The following is a 13,910-nucleotide window of genomic DNA, read 5'->3' as shown; positions in this document are numbered from 1 at the left end:
TTGGCACTTGAAGCCGTTGCTAACCGGCCTGACGAGCCCTTCAGGAATGTCGATTTTATCGAGCCTTAACACTCGCCAACCAGCCCTGTACGGATGGTATTTCGCGACAAGCCTTGGCTTCACTGGCCCATCACACTGTTAAACCATTGTAAACGACCGCTATTGGCCGGTTCCCGCCTGTCACGAACCATTCGCTCCGGGGCGATAGCGGCCCTGGGCGACAGGTTGCTTCGACCTAATATAGGTACTTCGTTCAAGCAAAGCTTTGTATCAGGCGCTGCTGGAACCGATCGAACGCCCTCATGAAGGTCACAGGGTGCTGCGCCCTCCAGTATTTACCGTTAGCCCCTAACAGGCCTTCCATGTCAGCCATCGATCGCTCAACGGCAACCTCGATACCAACGTCGCCGCGCATATCCAGCCCCTTTATGTGTTCACCGATATGCTGGGCCAAGCTGAACCTTGCTCCTCCCGCCTCACGCTGTTTATCTGCTAGCTGATCAAGCAACTTAAAAACTGAGTCTTTAGGCTTGTCCTTTAGCCACTCGGTCAAAAAATTCAGATCTTGAAGCGTCATATATAGAACGTCCGCCATTGGCACCGGCAGCGCTCCGTACTCCTTAACAAAGTCCGCCTCAAGGCCCTCGCTTATAAAATCAGCCACATACTCGCCACCATATATAAAGAAATCATCAAGGGTGATAATTATAACCCTGGCTCTCATGCCCTTGAACTTTCCCGATACCGCTAACTTATGCGCAGTTTCCTGCCCCTGAGCAATCCCCTTGATGAAGCTATCTCTTAACAGTTTAGACAGATGTTCAGGGTCATAAGCGCACTTCATTAGCACATTGGGTGTTATGGATTTTGACTCAAACACTATTATCTCACTACCATCGCTTGCGACGTAGTCAGCGATACTTCCGCTTTTAACCGTTATCACCCCCTTCAAGTCCTCCACCGAATACACATCAAGCGGAGTTAATTTCAGCCGCTCACCAATATAGTCCTCAACATCTTCACCAAACCGATCAGTGAAGGCGTCATCCCCTTTAAGGATGTCCATAGCAATGCTTTTCAGCCCGCTGATACATATCCCGGCATTGAAAATTACCAACCCATTACCTTCTAAAATGATTGGTTTATTCTTGAGGGGAGTTTCTTGATAAAGCTCTGCGGAGTTCGAGTCTTTAACCACGAACTTTTGCATGTAAGGATGGAGGTGTGAAAATGGAAGCGCTACCAGACGCAGAAAGCCCACCAATGTCTCATCAGGCATCTGCGGCGACAGGTGCGAGTAGAAAGATGTCAATCCATATCGGATAACACTATTCGAACTCTGCTTTCCCGCCTGACTTAGAAGATACACAGTAATTTTGTAGTAATCCTGCAAGCTGATCCCCGTCCGCGACAGGAATAGTCTTTCATTAATATCCGCTGATCGATCAAGCAAAGTCTTTTGCAGATACACGTAGCGCCAAGCTTCAGCAGGTGGCACCTGATACCATAGCTGCTGGGCCAGCATCGAACGAACCATCAACAAAAATGTCTTGCTCGGCACATCTACGAGATAATTTCCCAGTTTGAAAATTTTATTCGCCAATACGTGAAATGCTTGCGGACTTATATGCAGAGCGCCACTTTTTTCTTGAAGAGAAAGCTTCAATAAAAACATGATGACCCAAGGCATAGTCCCAAACGAGTCTTTGCCGTCTCTTGGGTTTAGATGATTCAAAGCGCAATTGAATACAGATAGATGGGAGTAGCGAGAAAGCTCGGTTTTGATTCCAGCCAGATTTTGAGAATATTTTTCTACTAGCATTTAGATATCCCTTCCTATCACTGCTTTAGAGGACTAGTTAAAGGGCTCAAGTCCTCCAAGTGCCCGCATAGTTTCGCGCCGTGGCCGGGGTGGCGTGGCCCAAGACGCGCGGTAGGGTCAGCATATCACTTGCCATTCAATATATTGGGTTGACGAATGGAATGTGCAGGTATGTTCGTATTAATGCCCAGAACCGAAATGGCCGCTTCTGGCCGGTGGCGGACGCTAGTGACACGCAGCTATCGGCCAATTGCGAGCAGTCAAGAACTAGCTTGGCTGGTCGGACTGGTGAGGCATGCAGGCTATTTTCTGGGCTTGAGCTTTTTCTTTGGCTCATGGACTGTAGGGAGCGGGGTCATGAGTCTCTCTCGTGAAAGTCCTGCTATAGATGCGTTATAGATAAGTCGGTTGGCGAGTTCAGCCATTGTGGAAAGTTGTGCCTTCAGAGCGTCATTCTCAGCTTGAAGTCGGGAAATTTTTTTCATCGCATCTAGTGTGCTTCTTGGTTTCGACATCCCATCGAGTTTTGTTTCGACGGACTTGAGTTGACCTTTCTTTGCTTTGTAGGCGCTTTTAATCAGCAGTTTTTTATTGAGTGCTTGACGAGTTGGTGGGGCTCCCCAGCCTAAAATTTCTTGAGCACCAAGGCAGATGCTGTTCCAGTTCAGTGAATGATCAGTCGGCCAGTTTCTAACAAGTTGCGCGATCTGCCTTTCATTCTTGTCAGAGATGATCTTAGGCATTGTCGGTGCTCCGGAGAAGTTCTAGGCAAGCTAGAAGGTCATCGCCATAAGTTATTCCAAGCATTTGTTTGTCAGGCAGCCTGATCGCGGCTGCTTCGGCTTTTTCGGAAACAATTGTCTGTTCATGGCTGAAGTCCCTGCCCTCTATTTCGATGGGACTCCCATCCGGGATCGATATATCATTCAAAATTGAAAGCAAATTAGTGATTTGCTTAATTTGTGCGGCCGTAACAAGCGTCCAGCGCGACGCCGACCTTTCTCCATCTGATATCGCCTGCTGTGCGGCATCGTACGTCTGTCTAAGGTTATCTAGATCATGTTGAATCGTATCAGTGGCCAGCCTATCTCCTTTACACATCAATAGCTCAGAGCAATTAAGACAGTCTGCGAATTTGTTGCAAGGGCCAGCTCGCCAGCTACGACGACAAATACCGTAGCGGCTGCGATGGAATGGACCATGGCCATATTTTTCTGCATGTTCTTCAGTAACCGGTTGAAGTGGCTCATTTTTCTGGACCGTACCTAGTATGTCTGCTCCTTTGGCGACGAACGTGAGCGGGTCATCATTCAAATATGTGCGCGTCTGCCGACTGGTGGCGCGACTGCTCCACTCCGTGATCAGATCCAATGAAATGCCGCTGCTGCGAGCGAGTCTATTAATTAGGTGGCGAATGCTGTGTGACTTTAACTTAAATGCCTTGTATCCGTGATAGGCGAAAAAGTTAATGGACTCGGCCGCGGCGTTTCCAGTGTCCAGGCGCTTCCCATAAAAACTAGGATCAAATGGCGCTAACAGAACGGGACTTGCAGTGCTCCGCAAGCGCAATTGGTTGCGACGAAGGCATAGCAGTGACTCAGACATTTTCAATGGAGGATTGGTAGATCCCTGGTGTGGCTCCTGGTAGGGGAAATATGGGTTGGTGGCTTTGTGCTCTATTAGTATAAGTTTCCAAAGCGAGTCTAGAGTAAATCCGGACAATGACCAACTACCGGTTAGTCTATGGATAAGGGATTGGCAGCAGGTTCGATCGGTAAAACCTAGAGCCTGCATTACTTGCTTTACCGAGAGTGGCTCGTTGTCTTGAACATTAGGGCAATTGGCGTGGCGGTAGAATCTCGATGGGTTGGTTTCCATGTAACGGGCCAAGGAGCGGCCTTCGTCAGTGATTTTTACTAGCCGATTTATTGCGTCTGTAGTGATATTTATTAGTGTTTTCGGAATTGGTTTGCGTGCAAACTCTTTGGTCTTTGGGACCCAGTAGACTAAATAGTATTGAATCTCCCCGTTTTTGTCGTGATCGTCTCGCAAGCAATCAATGCGAAAGCGCAGGGTCTCACCTATACGCATGGGTGCACTTAGTAGTAAAGCGGTAATGCAAGTGACCATAACGTCATTATCAATCTGCACTTCATAGGCGCCATGTGAGAATACCTCTGCAATCGCAAGTAGCGCATCCTGATCAGGAGCTTTCTGAGCCTTTACTTCAGCAGGTGCTTGAGAACCATTTAAGTAATCGTAACTGCGCGCACCTAGGTAAGGGTGCCTCCAAAAACGCGGGTCGACCTGTATTATGAAGAGATCTGATAACGATTTTAGAATGGAAAGCACTATGTTGCAGAGCGATTGCCGTATAGTGCTTGACTCCAAAGTGCAGACGATTATTTCCCAATGCCGCTGGTCAAATTTAGTGATGTCGGGTGTTGCCATGTTTTGGCGCAACGAAAATTCGATCAGTCGTAATGCAGCGATGTCTCTGCTTATTCCCTTGGTTGGGTGCAGGGTGTGTTTGTATCGGAGAAATGCCTTGGCGAATTCGATAAAGGATGGATGCATCAAATGGATTGGCTGGCTTCGGGACTTGGGTGGTAGGTCTTTATTTTCAAAGTTTATAAAACGGATGCCCGTGTGCGTTGTTTGCCACCTATCAGCTGTCCAAGTAAAGCCGCGCAGGTCGGACCAAAGCGTTAATTCGTTATGAGCAAAATTGATGAAGTCGTCTAGGTTCTGATTGGCTGATATTTCGTGCTTTGGAATAAATTGGATAATCTGGGTCATTGAGTTAGCCCCAGTTCGACAATTCGGTTGTTGCAGCGGGTAATGCAATTTTTTACTGCAAGAATGTCGGCAGAGAGATCAATGGGAATAAGTAGATTTCGCTGCCCGCCAATTCTTAACGCTTGATTCTCCTCAGACTGCCTCTGTAGCAGAGCATCTAGTACTTCATGGTGTGGCGCATGTACGAGAGGTTCGAAATGCTTGCAGCGGTAGCAGGGTATAGGAACCGAGGTCGTAGCGCAGAAGCTGTGCTTGCCACAGCGTCCGACGCTAAGTAGCTCTCCAGGGCGTGAGAACTCGAGTTTGCTAGTCGGATCGGTGGCTCTTGTGGCCTGCTCATCTGAATCGATCAAAGCTCCAGCAAAAGCCATTGCTAGCGGTGCCAAGGCCGGACCCATGGCCTCGTCTATGACACGGGCCTGTTCCGCTGGGTCGTTATAATAGGCTTCGAGTGCTCTTTCTGTTGTGTGGCCCAGCCAGTGCGAAAGCAAATTTTTTGGTACGCCCTTTCGCGCAAGTTGACGTGCTCGTGTATGACGCATTCGGGTCGCATTAATAATCATTACCCGACTGGTGCGGGGGCTGATTGGTGCCTTCGGGCATTTAGAGTACTGACCCTTAGCTGCGCCATATGCGCAGGACGGGGTGTTTCTCTTCCATCTTAATATCTCAGTAATTGAATGCCGTTCAAGATGGAAATGAGGAGAGTCTAGGCTGTCAAGAAGCTCTAGTTTGAGGTGGGTTTCAATCAGGCTGCGGGCTTCTTTAATGCGTTCTTCACTGCAGAAGAAAGGTAGTAGATTTAGTTGGTCGTCCGTGAGAGAGAGGCCGAGAGTATGCTCATAAAGTTCTCTGACTTCTTGGCGCTGAATTTGGCAAAGCCCCCATACGTGATCTGCCAGTGGGTGTGGTTCGAATTTGCTGTCTCGAAAGCCAGTCTCGGCTGCTTGGTCTTTGATTCCTGGGAAATCGATGATTCGGCCCGTTAGTCCGATTTCTTTTGATTCATCAAAGCCCCTTATATCGCCAGCTTTTAGTAGCGCGATTTGATTTGGCCTTCGCGCGTATTGCATAGACAAGATTTTACTTAGTGTTACTTGGGTGTCAGAGACTCCTGTGTCGTAGTTGTTCCAAGTGGACATCAACAAGGACTCGTATTCATCATCGGTTAGCCAGCTCTTCTCAGGGTCGTCTGAGAGCACGTTACGTGGGCCGTTAGGGCGAGCAGCTGTTTCTTGCAGCAAGTGCAATGCGTCTATCTTAATGGCTGAATCGTAACGCTCCTTCCAGTGCAGGAAAAATTCGATGGCGACTCTTTTCGCGCCATGGAATCCCGGTCTGGCAATGGAATGCGCTATCCAGCCTGCGTTGAATTCTTCAGGAGGGTTGGAGTTCAATGCTGCCCTGAAGTTCATGAAGAAAGTCGTGCAGGAGGTGGCTGAATAAGTTCCCTGTTTGCTGAAGGAGATTAGGTGAAGTTTGAAGGAGGTCTTGATTGATGAGAGTAATCGCGACAGGCCATGGGTCATGTCGATCCGTTTTTGACCTGTTCTAACTAAAGTGTCATTATCCCAATAAAACAAATCTCCATGAGGCTCAGGGCGATCCGTGCGTTGTAGATCGATGTCAAGCTCTGTTGAGATGTTTGCATGTGTTGGCGTGCTATTCACTGTAGGCCCCTCGCTGAGTCAGATGCAATGGATAAGCCGACTTCGAGCGATTTTTCTTGCACATGTCGATAGTTGTAGCGGTTTGACATGGCTGAGCCGGGGGCCCAGCCCATTAAATACTCTCTTAATTGTCGTTCTTCTTCAAATGACATGCCGATCGCATCTACTTTCATTGAGAATCGATAGTTCCAATCGTGGCGTAAAAGGTGCGGGTGAATCGGTGTTAGTGCCGGAAAGGATTTTTTGAGGTTAGAAAGTCCGGAGTCGAAAGAACTTTTAGGGAGTGCTTGGCCTAGGGTTCGCCCGGCTCGATGGATTACAAAAATGAAGTCTTCGTCAGAGAAACCGACACCTTCGACTTCAGCTCGCCAGTTGTTGCAGTATTCATCAAGTTGTGCCTCGAGGCTTTCCGATATTGGAAGCGTACGGCCGAGTGTTTTAGCAACTGGCTGGTCAGTCTTGAATCGAATTCATCATGGTGATTGCGGGTGATCTCTAAGGTGGCACTATCCTCGCCAGTTGCATTGCTAAAGTTTTTTAGCTTGAGGCCTAGTAGCTCGCCGACGCGCATGCCAGTTTCGTAGAGAATACGGAGCATTACGATATTCCGTATCCTGGATCCTAGATCTTGAGTGCGCGTTATGCCTTCGAATGGTTGCTCGAACAGGCTCAATAATTTGCCGCTGGAGGCAGTGGTCAGGCTTTTGGTAACTACACGACGGTTTTGCGAGGATTTTGAACCGCTTTTTCGGATTTTCTTTTTTAAGAGCATATCGCTTTGAGCTTCGATTGATGCTCTTACGTTTACTGTGTTCCAGTCCGTAATAACCTCTTGGGCAAGCCAGCGAAGATACTCTGTTGCATAGGCGACATAGGTGTTGTACTTCGGGCTTCCGATGACTTCGCCTTTTCCTCCGAGCTTGCTGGCTCTTAGATGGTTAGCAAGGTCATCAATCTGGGCACAGGTGAGAAACTTACTTCTATGGAAACAGTTGGCGAGGTCCACCTGTTTGGTAAATTCCCATTCGCAGATGCGCTTGATCACGGCCAGATAGACTTTCTGCGTCTCGTGAGTGGCTGAGCGGAGGAAGCGAGCGACAAAGGCTGTCGGGTAGAATAAAGGGAGGCCTGGCGTCTCTGTGTCGTAAAGCTGGGAAAACCGCTCGCCGGACCTTGTCATGAAGGTTTTGATTGTGTAGGGCATGTTTACATTTTTGCGCAGTTGAGTGGAAGACGATTTTTGGTTTACATCTTTGCGTTGGGCATCGCGAGCAATTTTGAGCTGGATGCCAGTGTTTGTGACTACTTTGGGGCAAGTGCGCTATGACGATTTACAAATCGAATACTGACAGGGTGGTAGTGCTGGACCTTGATGACCTCATCGATCAGCCGGCCCGGCGCAATTCGTTCCACGAGTGAACTAAGGTTATAGTATGTACCTTTGGCGCGCATGTTGCCCATGAGGATTCCATATACGCCGCCACGTTCAACTGCGTCGTGGATATTCATAACGGCAAGTTCCAGTGCTTCAGTGAAGTCCTGGAAATTCATCCGTGACATATCCCACTTATTTGGCTCCCCCCACTCTTCGCCGCTATACTTGAGCATTCCCGCATCCGCATATGGGGGATGCCACCAGCAAACGTGAGCCATCTCACCGATGTACGACGCAAGGTCGTCCGTAAGCAAGTTGAAGCCCTGATGTAGGTCAGTGCCAACAAATCGCAGTCCCATCTCCCTAGCAACATCGACGCTAGTACCGCCACCGATGCTCGGATCTACGACCAGGCCATCTTTTCTTTTCATGTAACTTTCCAGAAAGTCTTTGATAATTCTTCCTGTGCAGTTACCGCGATAGGATGACTTGCCCCAGTGACCACGATCCGGGTAAGAAACAACTGAGCCTGCAAACATGTCTATTCTCCATTCATTTTTGATGCTGGAGAACCCCGACTGGAGTTTCCCAGCCGGGTTTTAGGCGCTCGCCGTGTTAACCACGACGAGTAGCATTAGTCAGACAAACTCACCCTCTTCGCCGTTTGAGTAAACACGACAAGATGATGCGTAGTTCAACCAGCAAGCAGGATACTTATCCCGAGCTTGCTCAATTGCATGTAGCGAATCTTCTGCATCGCACTCGAACGTTGTTTCAGGGAGCAAAGCTCCGTTCACACGTTCGCGCAAGTAGATCCGATAGCGCAGATACAGCCGTGGTATCACCATGACTGACATGTTTCTCTCCTTTCATTTTCCAGAAGGGAGAAAGCCCGGTAAGGGGCTTCCCCCCCTACCGGGCTCATATTTACTTGCGCCGCATCATGCTCAGGAAATTCTCACGAACCTCCTCATGATCAGCGCCAGCTGCGTTACAGCAGGTTTTGAAGCTGAACGGTTCATCTTCGTCCGCCAGCACCCACAACATGCCATCCCACCAGTTTTCAATACTCACCTGAGGGTGAAGAATCTGGCGAAGTGTCATCTTGATCATGTAACTGCGCATCCAGTCGATGTAATCGTCAGTGATTTCATCCTCTGCGCGCAGCAACTCCAACTCCGCATCTGACATCTCAAGGATGTCGAGAAACCCAAGCTGAACCTGTACCTGGATGGGAACAGTTTTTCGCCGGGTGCGGCGCTCAAGAGAGCGGCGTTGAATAATTACTTCATCACCGAACAAGTCGAGTAATGGAGCTACAGCTACATTTTCCATTCTGGCCTCCCTTTCCAAGCGAAGGCCTCCCCCAGCAGGGTTGGCCCCTGCTGGGAATGGTTTGTTGTCTAGTTAAGCGGTTAGTACGTCTCGAACAACCTCAAACAGCGCTGTCTTCAATCTACTTACCGTCCCAACTGCAACGTATTTGGTGAAAAGCTTGCTGAGAACATAGCTATTAGCCGAGCCGAAGCCGAGTCCAATAACCTGTATCCCTGAAGCCTCACACCGCTCGAACATCTCTTTGCAATATCCGTCAGTACCGGAATTTGGCTCGCCATCGGTTATCACGAAAAGAATCTTCCGCTCTCCCTTTGCGCGTAAAACCTCAATCGCGGCAGGCCATATAGCCTGTGCCAATGGAGTTCCACCATGCGGCAGAGCACCAAATCCACCCGCTTCCACTGCAGCGCCAAGACGCTCGGTTGAACGCTTGATCAGATCGCAGCATTGACCGGCCCCAGCTGTGGTTGTGCCTGGAAAAGACATCGCCCCAGTTGTCACCAGTGGCAGCCCTTCAAGCCCCCTGAGAACGGCATACAGCGCCGCCTCAGCTTGTTCCATTGCCGCATCCATACTTACTGACTTGTCGAACAGGAACTGGATAGCAGCTGACTGACGCTCGGCCCGCGCTTTGCTTCGGAACACCCGCGTTTCGCCAGCTGGAAGCATGGCAATGCGCGAGGTATCGATCCGACGCCCTTGGCGCTTGAGCCTTACCCGACAGTCCACCTGTGCCTGCAGCAGTCCATTTAGGATCTGACGCAGACCAGCAGAGTGCGTTTCACCGGAAATACGACGCCTGCATGAGGCTTCGGCTGACCGGCGTACCGCTCTCCCTCCCAGGGGGAATGGCTTGATCGGAGTGAAGTGTGCCGCTGCCTTTCGGCCCAGCAACTCAGCTGCCGCATCGCCAACCTCCGAAATCAACCCTTGCAGGTCTTTTTCAGTGGCTTGCATTACGCGCTCACGCAATCCCAGTGGGGCACCTTGGCCATCACCGGGCTGTAGCGTTGCATCGCGCTGGCCTGAATCCTTCTGGTCGGAACTTCCGCCCTGACCTTCAGGAGATGATTTCTGCTCGGAATTTGGTTGCCCGCCTCCCGTGCCATCCTCACCGCCATTGGCTGGTTGATCACCGCCCGCTTCGTCACCCTGCGAAGAGTTCTGCTCTCCCGAAGGATCGCTTCCTTTTTCGCCGGTACCGTCACTGTCGGTGTTGCCGGTTTCGCCTTCGCCCTCCCCTTGCGGGTCGGCCTCCGACTCACCGTTTTCACCACTTTCGTCAGCACCTTCGTCATTGCCCTTTTCAGGCTCCGGCTCAGGCTTATCTTCGCTTGACGGAAGCAGCTCGATTATCGAATCCACCAGCGCCAGAACCTCTTTCGTGCTGTCGCACTTCAGAGTTTTCAGCACCTCGGCCATGATCTTGTCGGCTAACTCTTGGCCCAGTCGGGCTTCAAGCGCTTCGAGATAGGCTCGCGCGGGTACCTCTAGTTGCGGCTCCTGCAGTTTCCAGTAGCCGCCCATGAGGATTGCGTTATGGATGATCTCTACGTCTGTTGCCTGCGCGACTCGCTCAGGCTGAAACGGATCAAGCAGAACCTTGCGGTTCAGGTACCGAATGTCATCCTCGGTGCCAGGGTACTGATCCATCGACAGACGCTCGATACGGATGTCCTCCAGGATGTTCAGCAAGTTTTTGCGGAACGGAACCGGGGCATCCGCGCCGAATACCGCCATGTCAGTGTTACGGACATGGGAGCACTCATGCGCGATGAAGCCGAAGGACAGCGGTAAATCATCCTCACTGAATGGGACAGTTACCGTTTTTCCATCTGTGAAGGCTCGGGTTCCTTGCACCACCACCTTGACGCCGGTTTGTTCGGCCAGGTGTTGTGCGTAGTACGGGAGCGATCCAATCAGGGATTTAGCCATTTCGTTTCTCCATTCTCGCCACCGCCAGACGGAGAAACCCCCGCTGGGAGGTTTGCTCCCAGGCGGGGTTTAGTGTTGGTGTCAGAAGCTGAATACGCCGTGAGAGACGACGCTACTGACAGATACGGGTGGAACAACCAGCGGTTGAGGCTCTGGAAGCACGTCCTCGTCCTCTGCTTGCTCGGTTGAAGCAGCATCCTCGGCGCCGACCAGATCAAAGGGGTTGAACGAATCAGCCATGCCGGCCTGCTCGATCTCTTCCTCTGCCTGGATCTGCTGGGATACCAGTTCGTTTTCTAGCTGCACCTTCGGCTCAGTCGCTTCAGCAGGTTGCGTCGTGACTGTTTCCGCAGGCTGCACAGCAGCTGGTACCGCAACATCATCCTGCTCGGGCGAGCCATTGGCGATGTTGAGGTTCATGATCAGCCGGCGTATCGAGTCCTCATCCGAGAGCCCCGATACCAACGTCACAATGTTGCTGTACTGCGTGCCATTGACCACCCCTGAGGCCGGCAAAACCGCAAGGGTTTCGTCGATGTAGGTGGACAGGGCTTGGACATCGCTCGACAGGAACATCAGGCCCTTGAGCTTGGTGTTCATCTTGCGAATCGTGTTGAGGGTCGTCTGGGTGACATGGCCACGAGTGGCCAGGCCGTTTTCCATCAAACGTTCGGCTGTCTCTGCCGTCTCAGCGTAGAGCTGATCCGACAGGCCGCGCACTTGACTCCCAAGCGTTGCAGATAGGTGCTTGTCGCCGTCCGGCGCCACACGGCAAGCCGCGTAACCGAACTGAAGACCGGCCTCTACCTGATGTTTCGGCGTGATGCTTTGCATAATGGCTTCTCGCCATTCGGCACGCTCCCACTCCTGCTGCACCCATTCATTGACCCAACGGTCATAGTTAGGAATGAAGTTTTTCTTCAGGTCATAGAACTGGTTCTTCAGAGCTTCAAGCTCGTCTACAACCCTCTGGATCTTCTCCTGCGGTATGGCATAGCCGCCGAGGAATTTGATTCCATAGTCTTCCAGGACCTTGATCGCACGCCGTTTGACTTTCTCGAACGGCTTGAGCTTTTCGGGATCGATTACTCGCATCGAACCCAATGAGGCCAGCCGTGCCGGTGGAATTTTACCCTCCAGCATTTCAGGCTTCAGTTTCTTCCGAGCAGTCCACAGGTGGATGCCCGAGAGGTCTACCAGCAGGATCTGGTCCAGAATCTGGATTTCGTTCTGTTGGATAGTCATTGCGAAGTTCTCCTTTTCTCTAAAGCAAAAAAAGGGGGAACTTCGCCCCTAAGGGGAAAGTTCCCCCTCAGGGCTGTTTACGATTAGAACGGTTTATCTACTTCAACCGGCCAGTCGTTACCAAACACGCTGCTTGCCATCTTATCGATTGCAAGCTTCTGCACTTTGTCGCAGCGATTAAGCAGCGACTCTTGCAGAGCGAGTTTCAACGGGTTTTTCTTCTTGGCCAATGTATATCCATTGCCAATCCGAGCCCAACGCAACAAAGTCCGAGTGGACATTGTAACGCTGAGATAGTTACCGCCTTTACCTTGGTGTTGATCACGAACACTATTTGCAATCTTCACCATGTTCTCGACGATTTCCTTTGTTATCCCTGGTACGGCTTTAACGACCAGATCAACTTCATCCTTCGGCTCAAGGTATTCCACCTCGAACACTCGGAATCGGTCGAGCGATGCCAGGTTCTGCTGCATCGTAGCGGCATAAACCCCCATCTCATCCGACTGCCCTGCCGTGTTGCCGCAAGCGACGAAACGGAAATTGGCATGTGGCCGAATGACCTCGCCGTTGTTTTCAGCGATCACCAGTGGACGCCCCTCCATTACCGCGTGGAGGCCCACCGTTACCGAAGGATCGAGGGTGTCGTACTCGTCCAGGACGAACACGAGCCCATGTCGCATAGCCTTGGTGAGCGGCCCGTCCACGAATTTCGTGTTCAGATCGCCCGACACAGGGTCCGTTACTGGCAGGTTGTAGCCTGTCAACTCCGGCATCTCCATGCGGCTATGTGCTGAGACGGTAATGCTTGGCCAGTTGAGTCGCGCGCACGTTTGTTCGACGAGCGAAGACTTACCGGCACCCGTTGGGCCGACGAGCAAACAGCTGTCACCTGCCGGGGCGTAAAGCCAACTCATAAACTGAGAAAGCAGTTCCTTCCTGAAGAAGTACGGCTTTGCTGGCTCAACGTGTTGCGAAAGATTGTGGTTTGGCGAAAAAGCCGGCGCAGTTGCATCGGATTGGAAGCCAAACTCTTTCATTCCAACTTGGATATTCAGTTGCATTTTATTTCTCCATTCTCAAAAGCAAGTTGCCCAAAGACGGAGAACTCCCATAGGGGATATCTCCCCCGATGGGTAGGTTGGTTATTTGTTGCGGCTTATGCAGCTGCTACAAGAGAAACAAGGACATGTCCCTGTTCAAGGTTTTTCTTGGTGAAAGACACCACTGGCTTGAGGCCGTGATACAGAAGCTCACGGCAAAGCGTAGCGTTCATCCAAGGCGGGCAGGCGACCAGAACGTCAACCGCACCCGTTTTCTTAGCCTCCTGCAGGGCGATCTCACCCAGGCGCTCAACGCGACTGGTGATAATCTCCGGCGAGGGAGGGGTCGGGAAATACAGAAGATCTCGGATTTCCTGAAACTGTTTCCAATCCGACAAATCGTGAACGCCGAAACGTTCCATCTCGGCAGTAGCCTTGAACTTCGTCAGATTGATTACGTGCTGCTTTTCCATTTCTCTACTCCAGATTTGAGCGGAGAAATCCCCCTTACGGAGATTCCCCGCAAGGGCTATTGGGCTGAATGAGTCGTCAGCTTCGACCCGTGCTAGGCACGGAACAAACACCAACGCGCATGCGTGGGTGATTGATTTCTGGAGCGGCACCTTTCGGTACACTTGGAGTGCGAGACGTTTGCACGTCTGCAAGAGATCTTTAGCTGTTCA

At 51.0% G+C, this 13,910-nt stretch carries 11 protein-coding genes and 1 pseudogene; all 12 read right to left on the bottom strand.

The genetic code is table 11. The features are described from left to right. Window positions 1-253: 253 nt before the first annotated feature. The 12 genes and pseudogenes from GQA94_RS22630 to GQA94_RS22575 all read right to left on the bottom strand — a co-directional run bounded on the left by GQA94_RS22630 (window position 254) and on the right by GQA94_RS22575 (window position 13,700). Complete coding sequence (locus tag GQA94_RS22630) at window positions 254-1,822, bottom strand: hypothetical protein (protein ID WP_158190227.1); 1,569 nt, start codon at window positions 1,820-1,822, stop codon at window positions 254-256. Window positions 1,823-2,124: 302 nt separating this feature from the next. Then, the gene (locus tag GQA94_RS22625) at window positions 2,125-2,565 is read right to left on the bottom strand and encodes a hypothetical protein (RefSeq protein ID WP_082041292.1); all 441 of its coding nucleotides are present in this window, start codon (window positions 2,563-2,565) and stop codon (window positions 2,125-2,127) included. Then, on the bottom strand, window positions 2,558-4,621 hold the full coding sequence (locus GQA94_RS22620) for an integrase (RefSeq protein WP_158190226.1): 2,064 nt from the start codon (window positions 4,619-4,621) through the stop codon (window positions 2,558-2,560). Before GQA94_RS22620 ends, GQA94_RS22625 begins: the two co-directional genes overlap by 8 nt. Beyond that, entirely contained in the window at window positions 4,618-6,291 is a 1,674-nt protein-coding gene (locus GQA94_RS22615; RefSeq protein WP_158190225.1) for a site-specific integrase, read from the bottom strand. The genes GQA94_RS22620 and GQA94_RS22615 overlap by 4 nt, the downstream gene beginning before the upstream one ends. Before the next feature lie 316 nt (window positions 6,292-6,607). After that, a complete protein-coding gene (locus GQA94_RS22610) occupies window positions 6,608-7,495 on the bottom strand; it encodes a hypothetical protein (RefSeq protein ID WP_199270179.1) in 888 nt (295 codons plus the stop codon). A 155-nt stretch (window positions 7,496-7,650) separates the two neighbouring features. Next, window positions 7,651-8,205 (bottom strand): annotated as a pseudogene (locus GQA94_RS22605) (DNA adenine modification methylase); the annotation flags it as partial. 99 nt (window positions 8,206-8,304) lie between these two features. After that, the gene (locus GQA94_RS22600; protein ID WP_125869341.1) at window positions 8,305-8,523 is read right to left on the bottom strand and encodes a hypothetical protein; all 219 of its coding nucleotides are present in this window, start codon (window positions 8,521-8,523) and stop codon (window positions 8,305-8,307) included. A 70-nt stretch (window positions 8,524-8,593) separates the two neighbouring features. Next, window positions 8,594-9,001, bottom strand: coding sequence for a hypothetical protein (locus tag GQA94_RS22595; RefSeq protein WP_019406495.1), 408 nt, complete (start codon window positions 8,999-9,001; stop codon window positions 8,594-8,596). 72 nt (window positions 9,002-9,073) lie between these two features. Next, on the bottom strand, window positions 9,074-10,939 hold the full coding sequence (locus tag GQA94_RS22590) for a VWA domain-containing protein (RefSeq protein WP_019406496.1): 1,866 nt from the start codon (window positions 10,937-10,939) through the stop codon (window positions 9,074-9,076). A gap of 81 nt (window positions 10,940-11,020) precedes the next feature. Next, the gene (locus tag GQA94_RS22585) at window positions 11,021-12,184 is read right to left on the bottom strand and encodes a DUF3150 domain-containing protein (RefSeq protein ID WP_158190224.1); all 1,164 of its coding nucleotides are present in this window, start codon (window positions 12,182-12,184) and stop codon (window positions 11,021-11,023) included. 83 nt (window positions 12,185-12,267) lie between these two features. Further along, on the bottom strand, window positions 12,268-13,248 hold the full coding sequence (locus GQA94_RS22580) for an AAA family ATPase (RefSeq protein ID WP_019406498.1): 981 nt from the start codon (window positions 13,246-13,248) through the stop codon (window positions 12,268-12,270). A gap of 95 nt (window positions 13,249-13,343) precedes the next feature. After that, window positions 13,344-13,700 (bottom strand): hypothetical protein, encoded by a 357-nt coding sequence (locus GQA94_RS22575; protein WP_019406499.1) that lies wholly within the window; start codon window positions 13,698-13,700, stop codon window positions 13,344-13,346. Between the last annotated feature and the right edge of the window lie 210 nt (window positions 13,701-13,910).

Source organism: Stutzerimonas stutzeri (genome assembly GCF_009789555.1).
Lineage (GTDB): Bacteria > Pseudomonadota > Gammaproteobacteria > Pseudomonadales > Pseudomonadaceae > Stutzerimonas > Stutzerimonas stutzeri_R.
The sequence above is the reverse complement of the archived record's forward strand: the minus strand, read 5'-3'. Positions and strand labels throughout refer to the sequence as shown.